22 protein-coding genes and 2 riboswitches are annotated in these 24,675 nt (G+C 61.1%); of the genes, 11 read left to right on the plus strand and 11 right to left on the minus strand.

All coding sequences use genetic code 11. The features are described 5' to 3' along the window. Nucleotides 1-38 precede the first annotated feature (38 nt). Entirely contained in the window at nt 39-458 is a 420-nt protein-coding gene (locus CVS29_RS03125; RefSeq protein ID WP_146212982.1) for a hypothetical protein, read from the plus strand. Between the two features lie 3 nt (nt 459-461). Here CVS29_RS03125 and fdhD read toward each other — a convergent pair whose 3' ends face one another. Continuing rightward, nucleotides 462-1,295: a formate dehydrogenase accessory sulfurtransferase FdhD gene (gene fdhD, locus CVS29_RS03130; protein ID WP_110104832.1), complete on the minus strand. Its 834-nt coding sequence runs from the start codon at nt 1,293-1,295 to the stop codon at nt 462-464. Nucleotides 1,296-1,361: 66 nt separating this feature from the next. Here fdhD and CVS29_RS03135 point away from each other — a divergent pair, with 66 nt between their 5' ends. Both CVS29_RS03135 and CVS29_RS03140 read left to right on the plus strand, forming a co-directional pair. Beyond that, the gene (locus CVS29_RS03135) at nt 1,362-3,695 is read left to right on the plus strand and encodes an FdhF/YdeP family oxidoreductase (protein WP_110104958.1); all 2,334 of its coding nucleotides are present in this window, start codon (nt 1,362-1,364) and stop codon (nt 3,693-3,695) included. A gap of 651 nt (nt 3,696-4,346) precedes the next feature. After that, complete coding sequence (locus CVS29_RS03140) at nt 4,347-5,060, plus strand: hypothetical protein (RefSeq protein ID WP_146212983.1); 714 nt, start codon at nt 4,347-4,349, stop codon at nt 5,058-5,060. Nucleotides 5,061-5,177: 117 nt separating this feature from the next. Here the strand turns inward: CVS29_RS03140 and CVS29_RS03145 are convergent, their stop codons facing one another. Genes CVS29_RS03145 through CVS29_RS03155 form a run of 3 tightly spaced genes read right to left on the minus strand, consistent with a single transcriptional unit; the run spans nt 5,178 to nt 7,503 of the window. Further along, a complete protein-coding gene (locus tag CVS29_RS03145; RefSeq protein ID WP_245932024.1) occupies nt 5,178-6,464 on the minus strand; it encodes a molybdopterin molybdotransferase MoeA in 1,287 nt (428 codons plus the stop codon). 10 nt (nt 6,465-6,474) lie between these two features. Next, on the minus strand, nt 6,475-6,813 hold the full coding sequence (locus CVS29_RS03150; RefSeq protein ID WP_245932025.1) for a DUF6457 domain-containing protein: 339 nt from the start codon (nt 6,811-6,813) through the stop codon (nt 6,475-6,477). Nucleotides 6,814-6,816: 3 nt separating this feature from the next. Further along, the gene (locus CVS29_RS03155; RefSeq protein WP_110104835.1) at nt 6,817-7,503 is read right to left on the minus strand and encodes an NTP transferase domain-containing protein; all 687 of its coding nucleotides are present in this window, start codon (nt 7,501-7,503) and stop codon (nt 6,817-6,819) included. A gap of 174 nt (nt 7,504-7,677) precedes the next feature. On the opposite strand from CVS29_RS03155, the gene CVS29_RS03160 reads away from it, so the two are divergent. Beyond that, nucleotides 7,678-8,358: a TetR/AcrR family transcriptional regulator gene (locus CVS29_RS03160; protein ID WP_170120878.1), complete on the plus strand. Its 681-nt coding sequence runs from the start codon at nt 7,678-7,680 to the stop codon at nt 8,356-8,358. A gap of 140 nt (nt 8,359-8,498) precedes the next feature. After that, on the plus strand, nt 8,499-10,178 hold the full coding sequence (locus tag CVS29_RS03165) for an MDR family MFS transporter (protein WP_110104837.1): 1,680 nt from the start codon (nt 8,499-8,501) through the stop codon (nt 10,176-10,178). A 141-nt stretch (nt 10,179-10,319) separates the two neighbouring features. Here CVS29_RS03165 and CVS29_RS03170 read toward each other — a convergent pair whose 3' ends face one another. From CVS29_RS03170 to CVS29_RS03180, 3 genes are all read right to left on the minus strand, one after another. Further along, nucleotides 10,320-11,117 carry an NlpC/P60 family protein gene (locus tag CVS29_RS03170; RefSeq protein ID WP_110104959.1) on the minus strand — a complete coding sequence of 266 codons (798 nt, stop codon included), beginning with the start codon at nt 11,115-11,117 and terminating at the stop codon, nt 10,320-10,322. Nucleotides 11,118-11,121: 4 nt separating this feature from the next. After that, nucleotides 11,122-11,332: riboswitch (cyclic di-AMP (ydaO/yuaA leader) on the minus strand. A 141-nt stretch (nt 11,333-11,473) separates the two neighbouring features. Beyond that, nucleotides 11,474-12,283 (minus strand): M23 family metallopeptidase, encoded by an 810-nt coding sequence (locus CVS29_RS03175; protein ID WP_245932026.1) that lies wholly within the window; start codon nt 12,281-12,283, stop codon nt 11,474-11,476. A 10-nt stretch (nt 12,284-12,293) separates the two neighbouring features. Beyond that, nucleotides 12,294-12,540, minus strand: a riboswitch (cyclic di-AMP (ydaO/yuaA leader). A gap of 112 nt (nt 12,541-12,652) precedes the next feature. Beyond that, nucleotides 12,653-13,348, minus strand: a complete 696-nt coding sequence (locus CVS29_RS03180) for an iron-dependent transcriptional repressor DtxR (RefSeq protein WP_110104838.1) — start codon at nt 13,346-13,348, stop codon at nt 12,653-12,655. A gap of 230 nt (nt 13,349-13,578) precedes the next feature. Here CVS29_RS03180 and serC point away from each other — a divergent pair, with 230 nt between their 5' ends. Then, nucleotides 13,579-14,706, plus strand: a complete 1,128-nt coding sequence (serC, locus tag CVS29_RS03185) for a phosphoserine transaminase (RefSeq protein ID WP_110104839.1) — start codon at nt 13,579-13,581, stop codon at nt 14,704-14,706. Nucleotides 14,707-14,835: 129 nt separating this feature from the next. Here serC and CVS29_RS03190 read toward each other — a convergent pair whose 3' ends face one another. Further along, complete coding sequence (locus tag CVS29_RS03190) at nt 14,836-15,345, minus strand: DUF3027 domain-containing protein (RefSeq protein ID WP_110104961.1); 510 nt, start codon at nt 15,343-15,345, stop codon at nt 14,836-14,838. A gap of 11 nt (nt 15,346-15,356) precedes the next feature. Continuing rightward, nucleotides 15,357-15,737: a cold-shock protein gene (locus CVS29_RS03195; protein ID WP_110104840.1), complete on the minus strand. Its 381-nt coding sequence runs from the start codon at nt 15,735-15,737 to the stop codon at nt 15,357-15,359. A 199-nt stretch (nt 15,738-15,936) separates the two neighbouring features. Between CVS29_RS03195 and CVS29_RS03200 the strand changes: the two genes are divergently transcribed. From CVS29_RS03200 to CVS29_RS03215, 4 genes are all read left to right on the plus strand, one after another. Then, nucleotides 15,937-16,176, plus strand: coding sequence for a hypothetical protein (locus CVS29_RS03200; RefSeq protein ID WP_110104841.1), 240 nt, complete (start codon nt 15,937-15,939; stop codon nt 16,174-16,176). Nucleotides 16,177-16,196: 20 nt separating this feature from the next. Next, complete coding sequence (locus CVS29_RS03205) at nt 16,197-17,966, plus strand: helicase-associated domain-containing protein (protein ID WP_110104842.1); 1,770 nt, start codon at nt 16,197-16,199, stop codon at nt 17,964-17,966. Next, the gene (locus CVS29_RS03210; protein ID WP_110104843.1) at nt 17,959-19,608 is read left to right on the plus strand and encodes a DNA repair helicase XPB; all 1,650 of its coding nucleotides are present in this window, start codon (nt 17,959-17,961) and stop codon (nt 19,606-19,608) included. Before CVS29_RS03205 ends, CVS29_RS03210 begins: the two co-directional genes overlap by 8 nt. Before the next feature lie 83 nt (nt 19,609-19,691). Continuing rightward, on the plus strand, nt 19,692-20,525 hold the full coding sequence (locus CVS29_RS03215) for a class I SAM-dependent methyltransferase (RefSeq protein ID WP_110104844.1): 834 nt from the start codon (nt 19,692-19,694) through the stop codon (nt 20,523-20,525). A 31-nt stretch (nt 20,526-20,556) separates the two neighbouring features. Here the strand turns inward: CVS29_RS03215 and CVS29_RS03220 are convergent, their stop codons facing one another. Both CVS29_RS03220 and CVS29_RS03225 read right to left on the minus strand, forming a co-directional pair. Continuing rightward, a complete protein-coding gene (locus CVS29_RS03220) occupies nt 20,557-21,984 on the minus strand; it encodes a sulfatase family protein (RefSeq protein WP_110104845.1) in 1,428 nt (475 codons plus the stop codon). Between the two features lie 41 nt (nt 21,985-22,025). Continuing rightward, the gene (locus CVS29_RS03225) at nt 22,026-22,913 is read right to left on the minus strand and encodes a sugar phosphate isomerase/epimerase family protein (RefSeq protein ID WP_110104846.1); all 888 of its coding nucleotides are present in this window, start codon (nt 22,911-22,913) and stop codon (nt 22,026-22,028) included. A gap of 115 nt (nt 22,914-23,028) precedes the next feature. Here CVS29_RS03225 and CVS29_RS03230 point away from each other — a divergent pair, with 115 nt between their 5' ends. Beyond that, nucleotides 23,029-24,522: a sulfatase family protein gene (locus tag CVS29_RS03230; RefSeq protein WP_110104847.1), complete on the plus strand. Its 1,494-nt coding sequence runs from the start codon at nt 23,029-23,031 to the stop codon at nt 24,520-24,522. The last annotated feature ends 153 nt before the right edge of the window (nt 24,523-24,675 follow it).

The raw sequence follows: 24,675 nt of genomic DNA on the forward strand, positions 1-24,675 counted from the left end.
TCCAGAGACGCCAATTTCAGCCACTAACTGTAAGGGTGATGAATAGTATGTTGCGCAAGTTTGTCAGTCTCGTGCTTGTGGGACTTCTAACGTGGACCTTGGGCTCATGCGGTGCTGGCAACCCCCAGAAAGCCGGGGAATCCTTTGGCGTTGCGGCCACTGCTGCTCTCGACGCTGTTTCAGGTGTTGAGAAAAACAGCATCAGGTACACAGAGCCCGGCGGCTTGGGCGCCACCGTCACGGCCAGAGTCACTGCTTCCCCGTCTGCTGATCTGGAAACAGTCATGGGCGATTCGCTCCGGGCATTCGCGGAATCGGCGGGTTCAATCAAACCGCTGGTCCCCGTGTATTTCTATGTTTTCCCGAAAGGCGCAGAAGAGAACGGCATCCGCCCTGATGCACTCGGTCTGGCTCAATCCCCCACCATGGATGAGATCCGCGAGTTCACGAACAGGTAGGGCTTAGCCCACGCGCCCTGGATGCGTGTAGATGTTCATGGTGGCGCCGCGGCTGAACCCCACCAAGGTCACACCACTGTTGTGGGCCAGTTCTACGGCCAAGGATGAGGGTGCACTCACGGCAGCGAGCACCGGCACCCCCGCCATCGCGGCCTTCTGGACGAGCTCAAACGAGGCCCTTCCCGAAACCTGCAAGATGGTATTGCTCAGGGGCAGCTGCCTATCCCGGAATGCGGCACCCACTACCTTGTCCACGGCGTTGTGCCGTCCCACGTCCTCCCGGAGGGAAAGCAGTTCCCCGTCCGGGGCAAACAACCCTGCCGCATGGACACCGCCGGTCTTCTCAAAGAGCTTCTGCTCCCTGCGCAGAAGCTCTGGCAGACTGGCCAGCACCGAGGCTGAGATCAGTACCTCATCCACGTCTGAGGTGAGCTTGAAGTGTGTTGACTTGTGCACGGCCTCAATGGAGGCTGTGCCGCAAATTCCGCAGGCACTGGAGGTGGTGATATGGCGCTGGGCCGAAGGTAGCGGCATGGCCACATCGGGGCGCAACTGGGCCTCTACAACATTGAAGGTCTGCTGCCCATTCTCATCCTCGCCAGCACAAAAACGCAAGGAAATCAGCTGTTCCGGCTCATAAATGAGACCCTCGGAGACAAGGAATCCTGCCACGAGGTCAAAGTCGTCGCCGGGGGTTCGCATGGTGACAGAAAATGATTCGTGGCCCAGCCGAATTTCCAGAGGTTCCTCCACAGCCAGCGATTCCTCACGCACAATACGGCGATTATCGGCCACACTGACCTTGGTGGCCTTGACTCTGCGGATGAGCCGTCCCATAAAAATCCTCCAAAAAAACTAAAGCGTAAGATCTACACTAGATGCTCCACGATGAAGGGATCCATCATGGCTGGCAAAGCGCCCCAGGAAAACATTGACGAACAAAAGCTCTCCGTTGGCAAAGTGCAAAAGAAGGCCGTGGGCATTCCCGGCATTTTGCACTCCATGGAGGTCTCACTGAACCAAATGGGTGCACTCCGCACGGCTCAAACCCTGTTGAAACTCAATCAGAAGGACGGCTTCGACTGTCCAGGTTGTGCTTGGCCGGATCCGGACAAGCGGCACACGGCAGAGTTCTGCGAAAACGGTGCCAAGGCGGTAGCCGAGGAAGCCACGAAGAGGCGCGTGCCGCCGTCGTTCTTTGCAGAGCACAGTGTGAGCGAGCTGCGGGAATGGGATGACTTCCGGCTGGGCCAGCAAGGCCGACTCACTGACCCCATGTACCTGGCCGAGGGCAGCGATCACTACGTCCCCGTCACCTGGGAGAGGGCGCTGGGGATCCTTGCGGATGAACTCAAGGCGCTGGCGGACCCCAATGAGGCCATCTTTTACACCTCGGGACGCACCTCCAATGAGGCGGCGTTCCTGTACCAGCTCATGGTGCGCGGGCTGGGTACCAACAACCTGCCGGATTGCTCCAACATGTGTCACGAATCCAGCGGATCTGCCCTGACGGAGACCATTGGCATTGGCAAGGGTTCGGTGTCACTGGAGGATATGTACAAGGCCGAGCTGATCATCATCGCTGGTCAAAACCCGGGCACAAACCACCCCCGCATGCTCTCTGCGCTGGAAAAGGCCAAGAAAAACGGGGCTGTCATTGTGGCCGTGAACCCGCTCCCCGAGGCGGGGCTCATGCGCTTTGAGAACCCGCAAACTATTCGTGGACTCGTGGGCGGCGGCACCGCCTTGGCGGACGATTTTCTGCAGATCAAGCTTGGTGGAGATCAGGCGTTGTTCCAAGGTCTGGGCAAGTTTCTGCTCGAGGAACAGCGCCGTCCGGGCTCACCCAATACCGGCCGCGTCTTTGACACCGCGTTCATCGAGAGCCACACCACAGGCCTGGAAGACTATATAGCACAGCTGGATAAAGTGAGCTGGGAGGAGATCGTCACAGCAACAGGCCTCACCGAAGCGCAGATCCGCACCACCGGCGAACGTCTCATTGCGTCCAAGGCAACCGTGGTCTGCTGGGCCATGGGGCTGACCCAACACAAGCACTCGGTGGCCATGCTCCGTGACGTTGTCAACGTGCTGCTGCTGCAGGGCAACATTGGTAAGCCCGGCGCCGGTGTCTGCCCCGTCCGCGGTCACTCCAACGTCCAGGGCGATAGGACCATGGGCATTTTTGAGCGCATGCCAGCCTCCTTCCTGGATGCGCTCGACGCAGAATTCTCCTTCGCCTCTCCGCGCCCAGACGGCTTTGATACCGTGGCCGCCATCGAGGCGATGCGTGATGGCAAGGCTGGAGTCTTCGTAGGCATGGGTGGTAACTTTGTCCGTGCCACACCGGATTCTTCAGTCACCGAGGCCGCCCTGAACAAGCTCTCCCTGACGGCGCAAATCTCTACCAAACTCAATAAGTCCCACCTGATCACGGGCCGCTCGGCGCTTATTCTGCCCACCCTGGGCCGCACCGAGCGCGATACCCAGGCCAGTGGCGATCAGCGCGTCACAGTGGAGGACTCCATGAGCGCCGTACACGCCTCACGCGGGCGTCTCACACCGGCGTCGGGCATGCTGCTCTCCGAGGTGGCCATTGTCTGCCAGCTTGCCAAGCTGCTGTTTTCCACAGACGACGGCGGCACCCGTCCCAATGCGCCCGTGGCCGACTGGGAAGCGCTAGCAGGGAACTACAGCCTGATCCGCTCCCACATTGCTGCAGTAGTGCCCGGATTCGAGGACTTCGAGGCGAAGATCGACGTGCCCGGCGGCTTTGTGTTGCCGCACGGCCCGCGTGATTCCCGCACCTTCACCACAGATTCCGGCCTGGCACATTTCACGGGCAATGAGATGGAGTACCCGCGGGTTCCGGAAGGGCGGCTGCTGCTGCAGACCCTGCGCTCCCACGACCAGTACAACACCACCATTTACGGCAAGGATGACCGCTACCGCGGCATCAAGAACGGACGCCGCGTGGTGTTCGTGAACCAGAAGGATCTGGACACCTTCGGCCTTGCCGACGGCGCCATGGTTGATCTGGTCTCCGAGTGGAAGGACGGGGTGGATCGCCGCGCCCCGGGCTTTCGTGTGGTGGCGTATTCCACGCCCGTGGGCTGCGCCGCAGCGTACTATCCCGAGACGAATGTGCTGGTTCCACTGGATTCAAAGGCCGATGTCAGCGGAACTCCCACGTCAAAGTCAGTGGTGATCCGGCTGGAGCCAGTCGCCACCGATTGAGCCCGTCACCGCTGATTCAGCCCGCCGGAATCAGCGCCCAGCGCTGTTTGTTCCCGCCGGAATCAGGGCCCAGCGCTGATTGAACCCACTGGAATCAGGCCAGTGGATCGTGGGCAGCACTGTCCTAGTGCTCACACTCGCCATTTCTTCCCGTTCCGCCCCACTCCGCCAGCATTCCTCCCTTGATCCGTGAGAAAAGGTCGCTTTCACGGGTGAGAGCGACCTTTTCTCACGGATCAATTTCGGATAACGGCGACTCGGGCTTCGGGAATCTCTCCCTTCTTTCCTCCACAGCAGCAGCGCTTTGCCAAGTGATGCACAAAAGCCACGAGCTAGCTGGGATGCGCCGCCTAAATGGTCCTCAATAAGGACATGAGAAATCCACAGCAGCTCCCCTGGAACCTAGCCGGGAAGCCATTCACACTGACTCAAGCCCGCCAAGCCGGTATAAGCCGAGGTAGAACCCGGGCCTCAGACCTGTGGACACCATGCCGGGAAGTACGTATGCCTCAAGGCATGAACGTTAGCCTCCTTGATAGCTGCCGGGCCATCACGTCCGTGACTAACTCAAGTCTCATCAGCCACATCACAGCAGCAAAGCTTCATCAATTCCGGCTCCCCCTCCGGTATCTCACTAATGAAGAGATCCACTTGTCCAAGAATCTTGGACAAGGCAGACCACAGCGCAGCCGAGTTCACGGTCATGAGCTGTCCCTGACCGCCCGTGATTACGCCATGGTTGAAGGTATTCCCGTCACATCCGTTCAAAGAACGCTGGTGGACATTGCAGCAATTCTCACGGTCAATGAACTGGTTGCTGTTGCCGACCAGATCGTTTGTGCCCATAACCTGCATTTTGGTCCCAGAAAGCTCCCGCTAGTGGAAATCAGTGAACTGAATGCGTACATTGCCCAGCACCCACACCAGCGCGGCATACGCACGCTCACGGCAGCCATGAAGCTGGTGCGGGTGGGCGCAGATTCAGCACCGGAGACCCAGCTCAGGCTGTCCATCCAACGTTCAGGGCTCCCAGAATTCATCTGTAACTTTGAAATTAGGGATAATGCCGGGAACCCTAAAATTGCTCCAGATTTGTCATGCCCTCGGTACCGTACGTGCGCAGAATATGATGGCGCACATCATCTAAGTGCCGAACAACAATCAAAGGACCATGACCGCAACTTTCTCACCAGTACGCTGGGGTGGCACCAGGCCGTGATCAACAAGAACGATATGGGAAATGGCGCCCGAGTCGCAATTATCAAAATAGCGCGGATGCTAGTTCTCGGCGGGTGGAATGATCCGGAAAATTTGGCCAAAGGCTCACTGCTTGGCCAGCTGCATGTCCGCAAGGACGTCTTCTGAGAATTCACCCGTGAGAAAAGGCTGCTCTAGCCCCACAGAGCAACCTTTTCTCACGGGTCAATGCAGCGCTGGGCGCTCATCCAGCCGGGCAAGCGAATTCGACTTCCGTGACGGTGTTTACTTCCACGGCAGGTGCATGGCAGGCAAACTCTCACCCATCTTGGCTCCGTGCGGCAACACCGCCATGAGGCCATCGGCCGCTGCGAGTCCGCGCATCATGGCGGAGTCCGTATGGGCACAAGGTGAGGCCAGGCCGTACACCAGCCGGTAGGGCATGAGCCGGGTGGGCCCGTGGAATTCTTTGATGGGCGCTCCACACCGCACCTCTGTCAACGCAGGCTTCGCCATACTACCGAGCCGCGCCAGCAGCGGCGCTCCCAAGGTCATGAGCCCCACCATGGCCGCCAACGGGTTCCCCGGCAAGCCTACAATGAAGCGCCCATCCGGCAGTTCCGCCAGCAGGGTGGGGTGTCCGGGACGCATGGCGATCTGCGGGACGTGAAAAATTCCGCCCATGGCCGTGATGGCTGCACGCAGGAAATCGGCGCTGGAATGTCCTGTTGCGCCCGTGGTAATTACGACGTCGGCCGGGTCCTCTTCGTCGTCGGCCAGCGCATCCAGCATGGAGACAAGGTTATCTGCGGCCCGTTGCAGGCCCACTACGGTACCGCCCAGTAGGCTGAGAACGGCGCCCAGCTGAGGCGAGAAGGCATCCCGTACAAAACCAGGTTCAGGCACTCCTGCGGACACCACCTCATCTCCCGTCAGGACAATCTTGACGGCGGGCCGCCCCATCACGGGAAGTTCGTCGAGTCCGCCCAGGGCGGCCAGTGATACGTGTGCCGGGTTCAGCATGACTCCTGCCTTGATCAGCAATTCCGCTTCAGCAGCCTCCTGACCAGCAGGGCGGATGTGCTGGCCGTTTTTTGGCTCTCCCGGACGGGCACCAGCCCCACGCACCAAAATCGGCAGGCTATCCTCGTCGGTGGAGATCTCGCCCGATTCGCTGCGCAGCACAGCCTTGGCGCCGGGAGGAATCAGCCCACCGGTGACTATAGGTGCGGCCTGCCCCGGGGTGATCCGACTGCCCTTCTCGGCCAGAATCCATGGCGGACTCCCCGCAACCGCCCACCCATCCATGGCTGAGGATGCATAGTGTGGCATGGCGTGGCAGGAGACTACATCTGCCGCGAGAATTCGCCCCACAGCCAGTGCGAGTGGAACAGTGTGGGCAGCCAAAGGACGGGCCACACTCCACGCGTGATCGCGGGCTTCGATCCACGTAAGGGGCAGCGCCCGCGACTTCGCAGCCTGCGCGGCAACCCCCTCAGCGGCTGTTGCCTGGGCAACCCCCTCAGGGGCATCTCTGGCAACCTCCCCGGCTGCCATACTGGCACGATTCATCTTGGTCGCCCTATTGTCCTGCGGAGTCAGTGGAGTCAGTAGCGCCTGCGGAGTCAGTGGCGCCAGTGGCGTCTTCAGCCGCGGGCGCCTGTGCTGCCGCCAACTGCTTCGCCATCCGAAGAGTTACCTTCATGGCTGCCTCCTCGGTGGCCTGGCCCGAACCTGCTGCCAAACCGGCAGCCAACCCGGCAATGAAGGTGGTCAGCGGTGCTGCCGGACGCACGATTGAATGCGCCGCAACCCCTGCCACGTTTAAGACAGCGTGCACGTCGACCTCAAGGTCACCAATTTCAAAGGCATCCAGCAATGTATGCGTCCACTTTTGCAATAATTCGTCGTGATCTTCCAACGCTCATCCTTCCGCAGCGGGCGGCCCGGCCGCGATCCCCTGCGAACGGGCGTCCGCCCAAGTATCAATGTCTGCCGTCAGCTGCGCTGGTACAGCAACCTCCAACATGTTCAGCCTAGCAATCAGGGAGAAAACCGAAGCATTCTCCAGTCTGTGTGATGCCCGCGCCGCATCAGCCGCCGCACGTAGTTCCGCCAGCGGGTAGATGGCCGCCAACGGCTGCTGCTTGCCCGCAGCCACAGCCATGACCCCCTCACCGGGCGAACAATCAGCAAGTTTTGCCACCAAAAAACGTGCCACCTCGCCAGCATGGGGCATGTCGCAGGCAAGGACTAAAACATGCCCGGACTCTCCTGCCAAAGCTCCTGTACCCGCAGCAATGCCGGCCGCCGGACCGCAATAGGGCGGGTTCTCCTGCACCGCCACCGCCTGCCCGCGGTGTTTGGCAGTTGCCAGCCAGCCAGCAATCTTCTCCACTGGACCCACGACGGCGATGCCACCGTCGCCTTTTCCTGCCCCGGACGCCGTGGTCCGGTGGGCTGCGATGACGCACGCGGCAGCGTCCACCGTGCGTGCCAGTAGCGTTTGTTCCTCGAGCATGAGCCCCGCTTTGGCCACCCCGCCCAGTCTTCGCGAGAGTCCGCCGGCCAGGATCAGGGCGTGCAAATCTCCTCCGTCAATGTCAGTCATGGGGCCATAGTATCGGCACTGAGCAGCTGAGAATTCTCCACACCCTCAAGAGCTCAGCGAAAAATGAAAAAGTATTTGTGCACTCATTGCAAATTTGCAGGAACTGCAATTATTCTGACTTTGTGCCCAACGGAACAGCGTGGCACAGACTGCGCACCTTATTTTGGAGCCGTCATGAAAATTGATCTGCCGAACCACACAGCATCTCAACTCTGCTCCGATGATGATTCCGATCAGCATTCTTTGCGGAGTAGAAAACGTGCCGCGACCCGCCTCACCATTCGCCGCGAAGCCATTGCACTGGGACTAGCCCACGGCTATGAAAACGTCACAGTGGAGATGATCTGTGCCGCAAGTACCGTCTCCCCGCGCACCTTCTTCAACTACTTTGGCAGCAAGGAAGGCGCCTACATTAGTGCCCATAAGCCACTGCCCACGGCGCAACAACACAGGGACTTCGTGGAAGGCGCCGGGCCCAGTGTGTTCCGTGAACTCTTTGAACTCATCTGCGGCACCTTCCTCGCAGCGGAAACGGATCTGGAACTGTTCCAGGGCAGGCACCGCCTCATCTACCAAACACCCGAGCTGCTAAATAGGGAAAAGTCCCGCATCAGTGAAATGGAAGAAATCTTTGCGGGGTACGTTCTGGAGCGTTTCCAGCACGAGGGGCGCAGCACCACGGACACCCCGGATCTCGAGGACGAGGCGCATATGGTGGTTGCCCTGGCCTCAGGGGCTCTGCGGTTTGCCTTGCAAAAATGGGTTGCTGGCAATTTCACCTCGACTAGGGAAACACTCATGCGCACCACCTCCGCACTGATCCAGCGGGTCACCACCAACGAACACTGGCCCTGAGCACTCAGGCGCCCGCCGCCTGGCCCGCCCCCCAACGCAAAGCCGGCGTGACCGGCCAAGGCGACGGCACGGCGTCGTACTACTTTTGACAATAGATACCCAAAAACTCCTGCACATCATCCGGCCGCTAGGAATCAGCCATGACTTTAACTACCAAAATTGTGAATCCACCCGCAGCATCGGATCGCCGCAGCATTCTCCTGGTTTTCGCAGGACTGATGTTGACCATGCTGTTGGCCTCCCTTGACCAAACCATTTTCAGCACGGCGCTTCCCACCATTGTTGGCGAGCTCAATGGCGTCAACGAGATGCTGTGGGTCATCACGATCTACATTTTGGCCTCCACCATCATGCTTCCCATTTACGGCAAACTGGGCGATCTCATGGGCCGTAAAGGCCTCTTCATTGGGGCCATCTCAGTGTTCATTCTCGGTTCGATCGTGGGCGGCCTGGCACCTGACATGACGTGGCTGATCATAGGCCGCGGTGTTCAGGGCCTCGGTGGCGGCGGTTTGATGCTGCTCTCTCAAGCCATCATTGCCGATGTTGTTCCCGCCCGTGAACGTGGCCGGTACATGGGTATCCTAGGTGGCGTGTTTGCCCTATCCTCGGTGGCCGGGCCGCTGCTGGGCGGCTGGTTCACCGACGGGATCGGCTGGCGGTGGGGCCTGTGGATGAACATCCCGCTGGGCTTGCTCGCCATTGTCTGCGCCATCTTCTTCCTGCGACTGCCGGCCCATCCAAAGGTTAAGGTCCGTGTGGATGTGGCTGGCATGGCACTTCTTGGCATCACCTCCACGCTTCTGGTACTGGTCAGTACGTGGGGCGGCACCAAGTACAGCTGGGGTTCCCCGCAGATCATTGGTATGAGTGCAGGCACGGTACTTGCCGCCTGCCTGTTCGTCTGGGTGGAGAGTAGGGCTGAGCATCCCATCATGTCACTGCACCTCTTCAAGGACCGCAACTTTAACCTAACGACGGCGGCCGGGCTCATCACCGGAATTGCCATGTTCGGCACACTGGCCTACATGCCCACGTTCTTGCAGATGGTCACGGGAGCCAATGCCACCCAGGCAGGCTTCCTCATGATCCCCATGATGGCTGGCTTGCTGGTCACCTCGATCCTGTCGGGGCAGATCGTCAGCCGCACCGGGCGGTACAAGTGGCTCCCTGTTGCGGGCATGTTCATTGTGGCTATTGCCTTGGTACTGCTCTCCACCATGTCCGCCACCATGCAGGTCTGGTTGATCTGCTGCTACCTGGCCCTTATGGGAATTGGACTGGGCACCTCAATGCAGATTCTGGTGTTGATTGTGCAAAACCAGTTCCCCAACTCGCAGGTTGGCATGGCCACCGCATCCAACAACTACTTCCGCCAGATCGGCGCTTCGCTGGGTTCTGCCGTGGTGGGGAGCCTCTTTGCTCACAGGCTGGCAACACTGCTGACAGAGCGTATCCCGGCTGGCGCGTCCGGCGGCAGCGGTAGCACCGGCATCAACTCTCTGACACCGGCTAAAGTACGGGCGCTGCCTGAGCAATTGCGCACCGTGGTGATCGGCTCCTACAGTGACGCGCTGACACCCATCTTTGTTTACATGGTGCCGCTACTTGTGCTGGCCGGAATCCTGTTAATGTTCGTCAAGGAAATTCCGCTGGCCACCTCCATCCACCATGGCGGACCCGCCGAGGATGCCCAAGGCAGGGATGGGGTGGGTGCACACGGCGCCGACGCTGAAGGTGCCGACGCGGAAGGTGCCGGTCCGGACGCTCTAGACATGCCGGATCAGGAGCTCACTGTTCATCGCATACTCCCGGCATAGACGCGCGGAATACTTCCCAGGTAGCCGAATGCTCACAGCGCTCGAATATTCGGGGACCGCGGGTACTCCCCGGATAGACGAGGGATTAAATGCCAAAGCCCCGTCGAATGACGGGGCTTTGAGCACGAAAGCTGGTACTACTTAGTGACCCACTGCAATGAAGACCGGTGCCGAGGCTCCCGGTATGCTGGCTCCGGCGATCTGGGTGTTTCCCATGTAACCGCCGTGAACTGCCTGGCCGTTGCCAATGTAAACAGCAATGTGGGCCAGGCCCACGCCACCATCTGCATAGTAAATCAAGTCGCCGGGCTGGGCTTCGCCCTGGGATACTAGACGGCCCTTGTTCAGGTAGTCACCAGGCCAGCCTACCCAGGAAATCCCTGCAGCAGACAGAGCGTTGCGGACCAGCGCGGTGCAGTCCTGAACCACACCAAGCTGAGCCAAGGCAGCGCTGGCAATGATTGAGCCGACTCCGCTATTGGCTACTACCTTGGGAGCTTCCGGCTCAGGGCTAGCAACGGTAAGCGTCGGAGCTGTTGCTGCTGTTGCTGCTTCTGCTACTGCAGGCGCTGCTACCGCTTCAACTTCGCTGGACTGGGCCTCTACAACTGCCGGCTCTTCAACTACTACAGGAGCCGGGGTGGAGGTGATGGCGGGGGTGGCGAAGGAAATCTTCACCGTGGATGCTGCCGTGATCGCGGAAGCAAGTTCCGTGTTCAGGTTCAGCGTGGTAGCACCGTCGGAAGCGCGCTCCACGGTGGGAGTTGCAGCGTTTGCGGCGATACCTGAAGTCAGTACCAATCCTGACGCTGCTGCGATTACAGCGGCCTGACGACCAACCCCACCGACATTGAAACTGACGGCTTTCGTGAGGGTGGAGATCGGACTGGTCTTAACAACCTCGGCGCGGTGGCGCCCGAGGGCAGTGTTTGAAGCCAAGAAGGATTCCTCTCCCAAAGCCTGCGAGGTAAGCTGTCGGATTCGGATGGGAGTCACCCGGCCGCTCCACGTTGGCGCACCTAAGGAATTTCTTCCTATTCAGTGTTTGAACGCTTCGCGGCTTCACCCCTAGGGTTTCGCAAAAATAACGCGAATCCCGATTATTGGTTCCCCCGCCCCTGCCAGACGATTGATACGAACGGACCATGAGTAGTGGCAGAGCTAGGCAATCAACTCATGGACGCCGACTTGATTCAAAGTTGGCGCGATTACGACGGTACAACAGATTTTTCCCAATGTCACGTTCAGGTCACGGTCCTGTGACTAAGTCGTAACTAAAAGGGCCTGTGGAGGAGTTAGAGCCAACCCATGGGATCGACAACTTCATCGTCAATAATGACTTCAAAGTGGAGGTGGCAACCTGTGGAGGCGCCCGTTGTTCCGCTGAGGCCTACCTGGTCTCCGCGCTCAAGCTTCTGCCCCACCTTGACGCCGAGGCTGCTCATGTGGTTGTAGGAAGTGGACAGACCGTTACCGTGGTTCACAACCACCCTGTTGCCGCCGCCGTAATTGTGCCAGCCAGCGAACGTCACTACGCCGCCTGCGGCAACGAAAACGTCGGAGGAGCACGGGGCGGCAAAGTCCTGACCAGTGTGCTGTTCACCGATTTGGCCGGTGATGGGGCTGATGCGGTTTCCGAAGGGTGAGGTGGTCTCAATGTGCTTCAGGGGCGCTGAAAGGGTTCCCTTGGCCGCCTGAGGGGCCACGTTGGAGGCGTTGACCTTCAGCGTTTCCTTCAGTTGACCATCGGGATTCAGGGCGCTGGCAATGTCCGGAGTAGCAAAAGTAATGGGGATCTGAGCGCCGGCTGTGACTGGACTCTCCAGTGAAACCGCGGCTGCAGCATCCATGGGGAATTCATCCGCACCTTGGGCTGAGGGAAGCGTGACAGCCAGGACCAGGCCTGTGGCTGCCATGGCAACACCCATTTTCTGGCCGGCGCCGCTGGAGGCTCCGGCACGCAGCAGCTGGGCTACTGAAATTCCTGAAGGGGCAGCTGCCCGCTCTGCGGCAATCAGTTCACGTCGGCTCCCGGGCACTGACATGAGCTCATGAGTTGCCTGCGATGACGCGCGACGGCGTCCCCGCTGTTTAACCTCTGACACTAAAAACCTCTCTACATAAAGCACCTGCGAAGTTAGCTGTCGGATTCGGATCAGAGAGTGTAACTTTCGATCCGGCCTACGCCCTTAGGCACACGCATAGCCATGGCGCAGTCCAACAGGATGCTGCGTCAGGGTTGTTGCGGGTATTGCATTCGAGTGTGGACTTCACCCCAAGACGGCCTATTGGGCCGTCAAAAGTGGTTCCCCCGCCCTTGCCTAAATGATTACTGGCCGGGCTGCGAAGGCAAGGTTCGGTGTCGCAGAACGGTAACGCTTTGATTACGGCGTCAGATAAATACTATACGGCACAAGCGGTAAACGTAACAATTCCGTTACCTGTTCTATTGAAAATGCCGTGTCAAAAATCTCTTAACCCATGGAGACGAACACGTGGGATGCCACTTCTGGCGGCAATTCCAAGGCGCCTTCAATGCCGGGAACCCGTACGGAGATGTACTCGCCCACCTGGGCTAGGGAGATACGGGCCCCTGGGCGCAGCCCACCCTCATCCAATTGGAGCAGGAGCTCGGGCTCCACCTGTATCCTTTCGGACAGCCGGTGGATGATCACTTCCTGTTCGGGAGCATAGGCGGCCATGGCAGCAACGAGTGTGACCAATCCGGCAGCAAATAAGGGCGCCACTTCGCCACCTAGCTCTTCCAACCCCGGAATGGGGTTTCCGTACGGCGATTCCTTGGGGTGGCCTAGCAAGTCGAACAAGCGCTGCTCAACTCTTTCGCTCATGACGTGTTCCCAACGGCAGGCTTCTTCGTGCACATAAGCCCAGTCCAGACCAATAACATCCGCGAGAAGCCGCTCCGCCAGACGGTGTTTGCGCATGACACGGGTTGCCTTCTCACGGCCGGCTGTGGTCAGTTCCAGATGCCTGTCACCGGAGACGATCACTAAGCCATCGCGTTCCATCCGCCCAATGGTCTGGGAGACTGTGGGCCCAGAATGGTGAAGGCGTTCGGCGATGCGGGCCCGTAGAGCCACAATGCTCTCTTCTTCCAATTCCAGGATGGTCCGCAAATACATTTCAGTCGTGTCAATCAGATCGGCCACGGCAGCATCCTCCTGTTTTGGGCAAGAATATTGAGCAAAGTCTTTTCATCTCTACGTTAGCCTGAATACCATACCTGTTGGTAACCAGTCCATCCCTGGCAGCCGTTCTCCGTTGAACAATATTTTTCGTTTCCCACTCATTTTTCCGCTCAGCGAACTTCTACGGCAGAATTGGCAAGAGTCCTTGATCAACCAAGGAAACTTCCATCGCTTAAATTTTGGAGCCAGCTGTGAGCGAATCCACGCCCCTCACCATTCCCGCCAACCTGCACCCGGCCGACGGCCGCTTCGGCGCCGGCCCCTCCAAGGTCCGTCCCGAGCAGGTCGCGGCACTCTCCGAAGCCGGCACATCACTGCTTGGCACCTCCCACCGCCAGGCGCCCGTGAAGAACCTTGTGGGCGATGTCCGCAGCGGCCTGAAGCAGTTCTTCAATGCACCCGACGATTACGAGGTGATTCTCGGCGTGGGTGGATCCACCGCGTTCTGGGATGTTGCGGCGTTTGGTCTGGTGGAAAACAAGGCACAGCACCTCTCCTTCGGTGAGTTTGGTTCCAAGTTTGCCTCCGCCACCAACAACGCCCCGTTCTTGGCCGCCTCCTCCATCATCAAGGCCGAGCCCGGCACGCGTCCGGTGTCTGTTGCCGAGGCCGGCGTGGACGCTTACGCCTGGCCGCAGAACGAAACCTCCACCGGTGTTGCCGCGCCCGTAAAGCGCGTGGCCGGTGCCGATGACGGTGCGCTGATCCTTATCGATGCGACCTCCGCAGCCGGTGGCCTAGCCGTGGACGTGCGTGAGAGCGATGTTTACTACTTCGCCCCGCAGAAGAACTTCGCCTCCGACGGCGGGCTGTGGCTTGGCCTGTTCTCTCCCGCCGCGCTGGAGCGTGCCGCCCGCATCGCGGCCTCCGACCGCTGGGTGCCGGACTTCCTGAACCTCAAGACCGCCATTGATAACTCGCTGTTGAACCAGACGTACAACACGCCTGCGCTTTCCACACTTGTCACCTTGAACAACCAGGTGCAGTGGCTCAACTCCAACGGTGGCCTCGATTTTGCCTCGGCTCGCACCGCGGATTCCGCCGGACGCCTGTACACCTGGGCCGAGGAATCCGCCGTGGCCAGCCCGTACGTGGTGAACCCCGAGGACCGCTCCAACGTCATTGTGACCATCGACTTCGATGAATCCGTCGATGCCGCTGCCGTGGCCAAGGTGCTGCGCGCCAACGGCATTGTGGACACCGAGCCCTACCGCAAGCTGGGCCGCAACCAGCTGCGCATCGCCACGTTCGTAGCCATCGATCCCGAGGACATCACAGCATTGATCAAGTGCATCGAGTTCGTCATCGAAAATATCTAATAGCAATTAGCCAGCAGCCCACGAAGGCACAGCAGGCAAAGTAAACACAGTAAAGGCCCCCTCCGGAGAACGGTGGGGGCCTTTACTGTGCCTACTGTGTACTAACTGCTTTTGCTAGGCGGTAGGGAATTAGTCTTCTGTGTCTTCTGAGGCGCCGTCTTCTGAGCCGCCGTGCTCCGAGTGAGTATCGCTACCGTGCTCAGCGTGCCCGTGCCCCGCCGGCCCATGGGCAGCAGCCAGAGCGGCAGCCGCTTCTTCTTCCTCTTGCCGATCCTCCGGGCGAACCCGATCAGACCAAGGCACCCACGGCGGTGCCAATACAGAGCTCTCTGTAGGCAACATGCCCACTTCATTGACAGTGGAGTACTTGCCACGCGCAATCCGGCTCAAGGAAGCGAACCACACCCACCCGGCATAGCCCGGCTGAAGAGATTCGAACAAGTGGCTCACGCAGCGAACACCTTCACTGCGGGCACCCAGATGCTTGCCAATGAACGCACCATCGGCAATGGTCAACACCGCGTCGCGCGCAGTATCGACGTCGGCCGCAAGGAAAGCGTCCGGCTTTCCCACCCGCCACGCCGGAACACCGGGCAGCGGTGCAGGAATGGCGGTTGTAGTGCTGGGAATTTCGGTCATGGTGGGCACCGTTACGCGTCGAAGTTGTCGGCAACCTTGCGCAGCGCAGCAGCAATCTTGCTTGCGTCGCCGTCAGGATATTTGCCGTTGGTCAGTGAACCAACCGAGTGTTCAAGCAGGGAAAGCAGGTCCTGGACAATGGGTGCAAGATCCCGGGCGGGCATCCGCTTGGCCTTCGCCACGGAGGCGCTGCGGTCTAGAACCTTCGCGGCCATGGCCTGAGCGCCCTTGCGCCCATCCGCCACACCAAATTCCAGCCGCATGCCGGGCTTGATGTCACCGGCATCGGCGGGCAGGGCGTTCGCGCGCAAAAACACCTCGCGGCCGTCGTCGGCGGCAATGATGCCAAAGCCTTTTTCGTTGTCGTACCACTTCACTTTGCCGATAGGCACTTGCTTTACCCCTTAAAAGTTGAAATTCGTGAAACGCATTCCGCGCCTGCGCGGTTGCTCTACGCCGTTCCCGGTCCCGGGAATCTGGCGGGCGGTGCCTGCAATGGCGGGTTGTGCAGCTCTACTGAGTACTAGGTTACCGCCTTGATGAAACCCGTGTGGCTTTGTGCCACACCTGTCCGCTGTTAGCGTTATGACTATGAGCCCCCATTTTTCTGCCCCGCAACGGTTGAACCGCGGCTGGGCGATCTTCAATTACACGGCCATGGCGCTGGCTGTCATCGCCCTGATCGCCCTCATTGTGGTTCTTATCAGCAAGTGGGCCGGCGGCCTCCCCTGGCCCGGATTCAACTGGATTGCCATGCTCGCCCTTCCCGCAGCCTTCCTGATGATGGGCACCAGCGTCCTGTACGCAGTGGCCGCCCGCCGCCGCTCCTAACCCGCCTGACTCGCTGCTCTATGGGCACCTTGGCGGCGTTTGCGGCGGATCTTGCCAACCGCCCGGAGCCGGCCCTGCGCAAACTTCTGCTGCTGCGCCCCGATGCCTTGAACCCGCCGGTGCCCACATTCGTGGCCTTGGCTGCCCGGCTTTCCACCGCCTCCTGCATTTCCCGCGCCCTGGATGCACTCAACGCCCCGGCCCTGCAACACCTTGGAACCGGCCCGTGGAATGCTCAGACTTCCCCCAACTCTTCCCTTATGCCGGAGCTCTATGCCCGCGGCCTACTGCTCCTTCAAACGGATAACCAGACGGACGACGCCGGGACCGGGCACTACATGCATGCCCCCTATGTGCTTCCCCTGGCCCTTGTTCCCAACCCGCAGATGCCCTCCTCAACTCTTCCGCCCGAACCTGTGGTGCGTGCGGTCACCGAGGCTGTGTGCAAGAACGCGGCGGGAAGTGCCGCAGATGCCTTGTTACGATCCGTCGATACGCTCGCGGACCTCGCTGCGCACACACCATTGCAGGCGCTTCGCAGTGGCCAGTTCGCGGCACGTACAGTGCGCCTCGTGGCCCAAAACTTGGAAACGGATGAACTACACACCCATTTTCTTCTGGACCTGTGCGCCACGGCAGGGCTGTTGACGTTCCAGACTTCCACCCGGGACTGGCGGTGGGCAGCCCCTTGGTGGAGCGAGCTGGAACGGCAGGAGCAATGGGTGGGCTTGATCCGCTCCTGGCTTAGCTCCCCCGCAACAGCTGGCGAGCCAGCACTAACTAGCAGGGCGAGGCTGCTGTCAGTGGTGGCTGGCAGACCGGCTTGGGCCCCGGTCGCCGTCACCAGCTCTGCCACCACCTCTGTCTCGCCCTCCGGGATCACCTCAGCCGGGGCCCTGAGCCTGAATTCAGTCGTGGAATCTTATTTGTGGAATCACCCGCGTACAGCAACGGCGGAGGTGGCAGCACTTCCGGAATTACTCACCCACTTGGAATGGCTGGGTCTGACGGGCGCCGGGGCCTGCAGTTGCGCCGGGGACGCCGCCGCCCGGAACGATTGGTTACAGGCTGCGAGCGCTGTGGCGCAGCTCTTGCCTGCGGCGATTGATCGCTTTGTCATTCAAGGCGATCTCACGGCCATCGCCCCGGGCCCCCTCCTTCCCCACATCGCGGCACAACTGAGGTGCGTGAGCGTTGTGGAGGGGCGGGGTCCGGCCGGAATCTTCCGTTTCAGCGAATTGTCCCTGACCGCTGCCATGGGAGCTGGCATGTCCGCCGAAACCATCCTAAATTTTCTCAAACGGTATTCAAGCACAACTGTGCCACCATCATTGGAATTTCTTATTGCGGAAGCGGCCCGGGCGCAAAGAACGCTGGCGCCAACTCCCACACAATGCCTTTTTGCACCCCAGCAACCGGCACCCCCGCACTGGGTGGGGGACGCGCCATGGCCAGGCTCCGGCGTCGTACTTCTCGAAGAAGTGGAAGCACAGCTGGCACTCTTACGGGCGGCAGGGAAAAATACGGCCGGGAAAAATGAGGCAGGGCAGGGTGAGGTAGGGCCCGCCCTGGTGCTGGAGGGGGTGCGCCGAGCTGTTGCCTGCGGATTGAAGATACGGGTTCATGCGGTCAATAATGTAGGCGTAACTGAACACGTGACGGCGGTGCCAGTCTCATTTTCGGGTGGGCTGCTGCTCACCCGCCTGGCTGACACCGGCGCGCCCCGGCGTTTTAGTATTCACCGAATTCAGAGTGTGGACGTGCTGGAAGGAGAGGAGCTCCGTGGCTGATGGCCCGCTGATTGTTCAAGGGGATAAGACGATTCTGCTGGAGGTGGCGCACCCGGATGCGCACGAGGCTCGCCACGCCATTGCCAGCTTCGCCGAGCTGGAGCGCGCGCCGGAACACATGCACAGTTACCGGATCACCCCGCTGGGGTTGTGGAATGCGCGTGCCGCCGGTCACGACGCCGAGCATGTAGTGGACGCCCTCCTGCGCTTCTCCCGTTATCCAGTGCCTCACCCGCTGCTGCTGGATATTGCCGAGACTATGGCCCGGTATGGCCGGCTGCGGCTTGAGAAGGACCCCGTGCACGGGCTGGTTCTACGCAGTGACGATGAGATGATCCTGGCCGAGGTCAGCCACACCAAAAAGGTTGCCGCGCTGCTTGGTAGCCGCATTGATCCGCTGACGGCGGTGGTGCATGGTTCGGCCCGCGGCGAGCTCAAGGCCCTGCTACTCAAGGCCGGGTGGCCCGCCGAAGACCTAGCCGGCTATGTTGACGGGACGGCGCACCTGATAGCGCTGACGGACGGCACGGCGCCGGGACAGTGGACGTTACGCCCCTACCAACGCCGGGCCGTGGAGAATTTTTGGGCCGGAGGATCAGGCGTTGTAGTGCTCCCCTGCGGTGCCGGCAAAACCATTGTGGGCGCGGCGGCCATGGCGGCATCGGGAACCACCGTCCTGATCCTTGTCACCAACACCGTCTCAGCCCGGCAATGGAAAGCGGAACTGCTCAAACGCACCTCACTGACGGAGTCGGAGATTGGCGAATACTCAGGTGCCGTGAAGGAGGTCCGTCCCGTCACCATCGCCACCTACCAGGTCCTGACCACGCGCCGCAATGGCATCTACCCGCATCTGGAACTGCTCAATGACCATGACTGGGGACTGTTGGTGTACGACGAAGTTCACCTTCTACCTGCCCCCATTTTCCGCATGAGCGCGGATCTGCAGGCCCGCCGTCGTCTGGGGTTGACCGCCACCTTGGTGCGGGAGGATGGCCGCGAGGGCGAGGTGTTCGCCCTGATCGGCCCCAAGCGCTTCGACGCCCCCTGGAAGGAAATTGAGGCCCAGGGTTACATTGCCCCAGCAGATTGTGTTGAGGTTCGTGTTGATCTCTCCCGGCCCGAGCACCTTGCCTATGCCACAGCGGACGACGGCGAGAGGTACCGTTTGGCGGCTACCTCACCAGCGAAGACGGTTGTTGCCCAGGCTCTTGTGGCCGCGCATCCCGGGGAACAAATCCTGGTGATGGGCACGTATCTGGACCAGCTCGACGAGTTGGCGGAACGGCTGGATGCACCCCTCATCAAGGGCAACACGAAGGTGGCAGAACGCGAACGGCTCTTCGAGGACTTCCGGCAGGGCCTTATTTCGGTGCTGGTGGTCTCCAAGGTGGCCAATTTTTCCCTCGATCTGCCGGAAGCCTCAGTGGCTATTCAAGTCTCCGGATCCTTTGGTTCCAGGCAGGAAGAGGCGCAACGCTTAGGCCGGCTCATGCGGCCCAAGAAGGATGGCCGGACCGCACGCTTTTACACACTCGTGGCCCGCAATACCGTGGATGCCGAGTTCGCCGCCAAACGCCAACGCTTCCTGGCCGAACAAGGCTACGCCTATCGGATCATTGACGCCGCGGACATTCGCTAAAGACTACAGTTTTTGAAGGCGCATTAACTTGGCCGCCGAACTTGCCACGTGTCGGTTGGCACTCGGCGGAGTAGGATCAAAAAATGCGGGGCCCTCCGCACTTTGCTCGCGCCAAGGGAGACGCCATGAACACCGAGGAGTCTGTTGCCGCCCACTACGGACGCGGCAAGGTAGAGGAACAGTTACTGGGGATCATTAAGGCCGGCGGCGGGAACCCCGAGCACTTTGCCCCAGCCGATCTGCACGGCGCAGACCAGCTCCACATTGGTGGGGCAGCCGCAACCACGCGCATAGCCCAGCAGTCGGGCATCAATGCCAGCACCCGGGTCCTTGATTTGGGGTCAGGTACCGGCGGGGTATCCCGCCATATAGCCCACAGCTTCGGTGCCACCGTTCACGGCGTGGACCTCACCCCGGAATTCGTGGAGCTGGCCCGCTCACTCACGGCCCGCACTGGACTCACTGACCAGGTGGCGTTCAGTCAGGGGAGCATCCTCTCACTGCCCTTCGACGATGATTGCTTTGACGTGGCTCTCCTGATCCATGTGGGGATGAACATCCAGGACAAGGACACCGTCTTTGCCGAGGCGGCCAGGGTACTGCGTCCCGGCGGTGTCTTCGCCATTTACGATGTCATGCTCATGGGCGGGGACGTTGAAGGGTATCCGCTGCCGTGGGCACTCACGGCGGACACTTCCTTTATGCAGCCTCCGCTCGCCTATAGCGACGCCCTGTCCCAGACCGGATTCATTGTGGACAGGGAGGCCAAACCGTTGGCTCCGGGAATTGCGTTTCTGGAAAGAGCCACCAGCTCAGGAGGACCTGCCGGGGTGGATTTGCCCGCCATGGTGAACTTGCTGGCGGCCTTCCGGTCAGGGGTTTTGGCACCCGTGGAAATATACGCCCACCTGGGCTGAACCCTGCACTCCAGCACTAGATTCGCCCGTCCTAGACGCAGGCCCCGTCCACGTGTCTCCCCCAAGCCTGATGTAAGGCGAGGAGTTCAGCGGCGAGGGCTGGTTCGGCGTCGTACAGGTTGGTGGTTTCGGCAGGGTCCGTAGCCAGGTTGGTCAGGAAGAAGCCGCTGCCGGGCTCGGCGTGCTCCACCTCCCTGATGGCCGCCGCGACGGGCGAACCGGGCTCAACCCACACCAATTTCCAGTCCCCACGCCGCACAGACCACTGCCAGCCGCAGTCCCAATGCAGGGCGTCGTGACTGGATGTGGCCAGCAGATCGCGGCCGTCGCTGTGCGCATAGCGGGACGGGTCCGCGCCGGCTGCAGCCATTGCCGTGGGCAGGATGTCCATGGAACTCGTGAGCCCGGCCAGCGTGGTGCCGGCCTCCACGTGCCCGGGCCAGCGCAGGAGGAACGGCACGCGCACGCCGCCTTCCCACAGGGTGTACTTTGTCCCACGTAGCGGCAGGTTCACACCGTAGTTGCAGGTGGATCCGCCATTGTCAGTGAGGTAGATGACGATGGTGTCCTCGGTGAGGCCCAGCTCATCGAGTTGGTCCAGGATGAGCCCAATTTGGGCATCCATGAGCTCCAGCTGGGCCAAATAGTAGGCGCGGCCGTTTTCCAGGTGCGGGCTGATGGCGCCGTCATACCAGTCAATGTACTCACCGGCGCCGGGGTTCCAGTCCTCGTAGGCGGGCAGCCCGCGCTTCTCCAGCTCCTCGGCGGGTAGCTGCCAGCAGAAGTTGTGGACGGCGTTGAACGCGACGGTGGCCAGGAACGGCGTCTGCGCGTGCTCGGCCACGAACTGGCGGGTCCGCTCACCAATGGCGTCGGTCAGGAAGCCCTCGAGCTCCTGGGGCTCCTCACCGTTCCACAGCGGCTGGACAGCCATGGGGAATGCGGCCTCGCCGTACTCTGCCACCGACTCCTCCGAGTGGTGCAGGTAGTTGAGCCGGCCCATGGATTCCCCGGCCAGGCCGTAAAACGATTCGTCGTAGCCGTGTTGCGGAGGGGTGCCGCGGTGGCCGTGGTGTTCGCTGCCGTAATGCACTTTGCCGAAGTAGCCGGTGGTGTACCCCTCCGCGCGCAGCAGCTCGGCGATGGTGGGCACGCTCTCCGGGCCAATTTCTGAGTCCGTGAACCAGCGCGCACCCCATCGCTGCTGGTAGCTGCCGGCGGCAAGTCCCGCCCTGGACGGCGAGCAGATAGGCGCCGTGACGTACGCGTTGGAGTACGAGGCGCCTTCCCGTGCCAGCCGGTCCATGTGCGGGGTAGCAACATCGTTCTGCACGCCGAGGATGGAGCGGTCGGCGTAGCCGTGATCATCGGAAATGATGACCATGATGTTGGGCTGGCTGGATGTGCGCGGCTGGTTGGGCTGGCGCTTACTGACGGGCTTGCTTACAGACGAGGGCATGGCTGCTCCTGTAGGTGTTGAATGAGGGGGCAAGTTCAGGGTTACGGAGCCAGTACGGCCTTGAGCGATTCCAATGCCTGTGCCACGGGCGGCAGCGTTGGATGCCAGGCACGTTCCCATTCAAGGGAAATCCATGGCTCGGTAGTACCGCGGGTGGCCAAAATTCCTGCCACCAGATCCCGCATCTGCGCCAGCGGCAGCTCTCCGGCGCCGGGCAGGGTGAGGCTCACCGCATTGGTGCCCTGCTGACGAACGCCGTCCTTGTATTGGGCGTAGGCCAGCGAGTCCGCGAGCAACTCGGCAGTGCGCGCGGGCGCCTCGTCGTAGCGCCACGGGTGCATCAGGTCCCAAATCACCTGGACAGGCGCGTCCGCGTCAACATGAGCCAGAATCCGCACTATATCCTGCGCCCGCGGGTGCGAATCGTGAGTTTCCAACAGCATGCTCACGCCACGGGCCCGGGCATGGGCGGCTGCAGCGTTGAGCCGGGCGGCACCGTGCTGATCCGCCGCCAGCAGTTCCGCGGACGGCTCCTCCCCCGGCCCACACGGCTCAACGCCGGCCCCCGGGAAAACCCTGACCTGTGCGGCGGACAGATCTGCGGCAAGGTCCACGGCGGCCAACAGTTCCGCGAGCACCGGATCGTTTACGCCCACCCCCTCGTGGGGGACGGCACAGACCCGGACGTAGCTGGCCAGGGCCAGGACAGTGATCCCGGCAGCGGCGAGGGTGCCCGCCACGTGGGCGCGCCCGGCCGCATCCATGGAAGGGAAGACGAACTCGCCGTCGGCGGCACGGAGCTCCACACCAGTTGCCCCCGATGCGTGGGCGGTGGCAATCACCTGTTCCAGAGAATCCCCGGGACACCCCAGGGTGGAAAACGCCAACGGCATGGCAATCCTTTCATCGGCAAACAACGGCAGTCCCATTAACTCTAGTGCGGAAAACGCTTTCCATCAATGTTTGCGGTCTATTGAGTCCTCCTTTATTCCTCTGCCGGAACACTGGTATTGATAAGGGTTAAACACCTTTGAAGGAGCACTCGTGACCGGCCAGCCTGCCAGCAAGCCCAACATCATTTTCATCCTCAGCGATGATCAAGGCCCGTGGGCGCTGGGCTGCGCCGGAAATGATGACATCCACACTCCCGTGCTGGATTCCCTGGCCGCCAACGGCACCAGATTGGAGAATTTCTTCGCCGTCTCCCCCGTCTGCTCCCCCGCCCGTGCCAGCCTCATGACGGGGCAGATCCCGTCCCGACACGGCGTCCACGACTACCTCACCGGAGTGGAGGTCGGAGCCGGGGCCCCGGATTATCTGGCCGGGCAGGAAATCTTCACCGACGTGTTGGCCGATCACGGCTACCGGATGGGACTGTCCGGAAAGTGGCATCTGGGCGCCAATGACGCCCCGCGCAAGGGATTTGTGCACTGGTACGGACTAGAAGGCGGCGGCAGCCCGTATACCGGCGCCACCATGTACCGCAACGGCGAGCGCGAGGAAACCACCACCTACCTGACCGACGCCATCACCGAGGACGCCCTCGCCTTCCTGGCACGGGAAGGTGCCCGGCGGCAGGAATCAGCTGCAGCCCGACCTGGAGAAGTGGAGCCGTTCTTCCTGGCTGTGAACTACACGGCACCGCACAAACCGTGGAAGGGCCAGCACCCCAAAGAGTTCGAGGACCTGTACGCGGACTGCGCCTTCGAGAGCTGCCCGCAGGAGGAGCCGCACCCGTGGCAGCCTACCGTGAACGGGGTGGCGATTGGCGGGGAACCGGACGTCCGGGGCGCCCTAGTGGGCTACTTTGCCGCCGTTAGCGCCATGGATGCGGCTATTGGGCGGCTCATGGCGCACCTTCAGGAGCTGGGCCTGCGTGAGGACACCCTTGTCATTTTCAGCAGCGACAACGGCTTCAATTGCGGCCACCACGGCGTGTGGGGCAAGGGCAACGGCACGTTCCCGCAGAACATGTACGACTCCTCTGTCAAGGTTCCTGCCATCTTCAACTGGCCCGGACGCATTGCCCCCGACCTTATCCGTCACGAGCTGCTCTCCGCGTACGACATCGCAGCCACCATCCTGGACCTGGTCGGCGTGGACCCGGCACCGTTTGAAACGGGGCCCGGCTCATCCTTTGCCCCGCTGCTGCGTTCCGGTGGGGTGGCGTCCGGGAGGGCGGGAGACGCCGTCGTGGTTTATGACGAATACGGCCCGGTCCGGATGATCCGCACCCACGAATTCAAGTACGTGCACCGCCACCCGCACGGCCCGCACGAGCTCTATGACCTGGTGGCCGACCCTGGTGAGCGCAGGAATTTAATGAACGACGCCGCCCCGCACCTTGCGCTGGTGGGTTTGCGTTCGCAGCTGGCTGGCTGGTTTGCCAAGCATGGGGTACCGGAGTTTGATGGCGCAGCGCTCCCGGTTGCCGGTGCGGGCCAGCACAGTCCGTTGCGGGCCGTGACCCTGGGGTCTGTGACAGGAGCCGCGGATCCGCTCGGCGCCTTCACGGGCCCCAATTGGGATGGTGTGTAAGAAAAGAAAATCCCGTCGCGCTACGGGGAACGGCAGCGAGAAAAGCACTATCCGAAAGGTTGGTCCCTACCAGTTGTCCTTTATTCCTCTCTTGCGCTGCTTCTGTACTGCTAGGTATCAAAGGGCCCTGCATCCAGTGCGGCGCCCGTGGAG

It is taken from the genome of Arthrobacter psychrochitiniphilus (genome assembly GCF_003185915.1).
GTDB lineage: Bacteria > Actinomycetota > Actinomycetes > Actinomycetales > Micrococcaceae > Specibacter > Specibacter psychrochitiniphilus.

Bases quoted from the DNA above. Each gene is read 5' to 3' on its own strand.
- CVS29_RS03155 (WP_110104835.1), bottom strand. From the start codon at position 7,503: ATGACTGACATTGACGGAGGAGATTTGCACGCCCTGATCCTGGCCGGC.
- CVS29_RS03220 (WP_110104845.1), bottom strand. From the start codon at position 21,984: ATGCCCTCGTCTGTAAGCAAGCCCGTCAGTAAGCGCCAGCCCAACCAG.
- CVS29_RS03160 (WP_170120878.1), top strand. From the start codon at position 7,678: ATGAAAATTGATCTGCCGAACCACACAGCATCTCAACTCTGCTCCGAT.
- CVS29_RS03205 (WP_110104842.1), top strand. From the start codon at position 16,197: ATGGGCACCTTGGCGGCGTTTGCGGCGGATCTTGCCAACCGCCCGGAG.
- CVS29_RS03145 (WP_245932024.1), bottom strand. From the start codon at position 6,464: ATGAATCGTGCCAGTATGGCAGCCGGGGAGGTTGCCAGAGATGCCCCT.
- fdhD (WP_110104832.1), bottom strand. From the start codon at position 1,295: ATGGGACGGCTCATCCGCAGAGTCAAGGCCACCAAGGTCAGTGTGGCC.
- CVS29_RS03200 (WP_110104841.1), top strand. From the start codon at position 15,937: ATGAGCCCCCATTTTTCTGCCCCGCAACGGTTGAACCGCGGCTGGGCG.
- CVS29_RS03225 (WP_110104846.1), bottom strand. From the start codon at position 22,913: ATGGGACTGCCGTTGTTTGCCGATGAAAGGATTGCCATGCCGTTGGCG.
- CVS29_RS03190 (WP_110104961.1), bottom strand. From the start codon at position 15,345: ATGACCGAAATTCCCAGCACTACAACCGCCATTCCTGCACCGCTGCCC.
- CVS29_RS03215 (WP_110104844.1), top strand. From the start codon at position 19,692: ATGCGGGGCCCTCCGCACTTTGCTCGCGCCAAGGGAGACGCCATGAAC.
- CVS29_RS03135 (WP_110104958.1), top strand. From the start codon at position 1,362: ATGGCTGGCAAAGCGCCCCAGGAAAACATTGACGAACAAAAGCTCTCC.
- CVS29_RS03125 (WP_146212982.1), top strand. From the start codon at position 39: ATGAATAGTATGTTGCGCAAGTTTGTCAGTCTCGTGCTTGTGGGACTT.
- CVS29_RS03165 (WP_110104837.1), top strand. From the start codon at position 8,499: ATGACTTTAACTACCAAAATTGTGAATCCACCCGCAGCATCGGATCGC.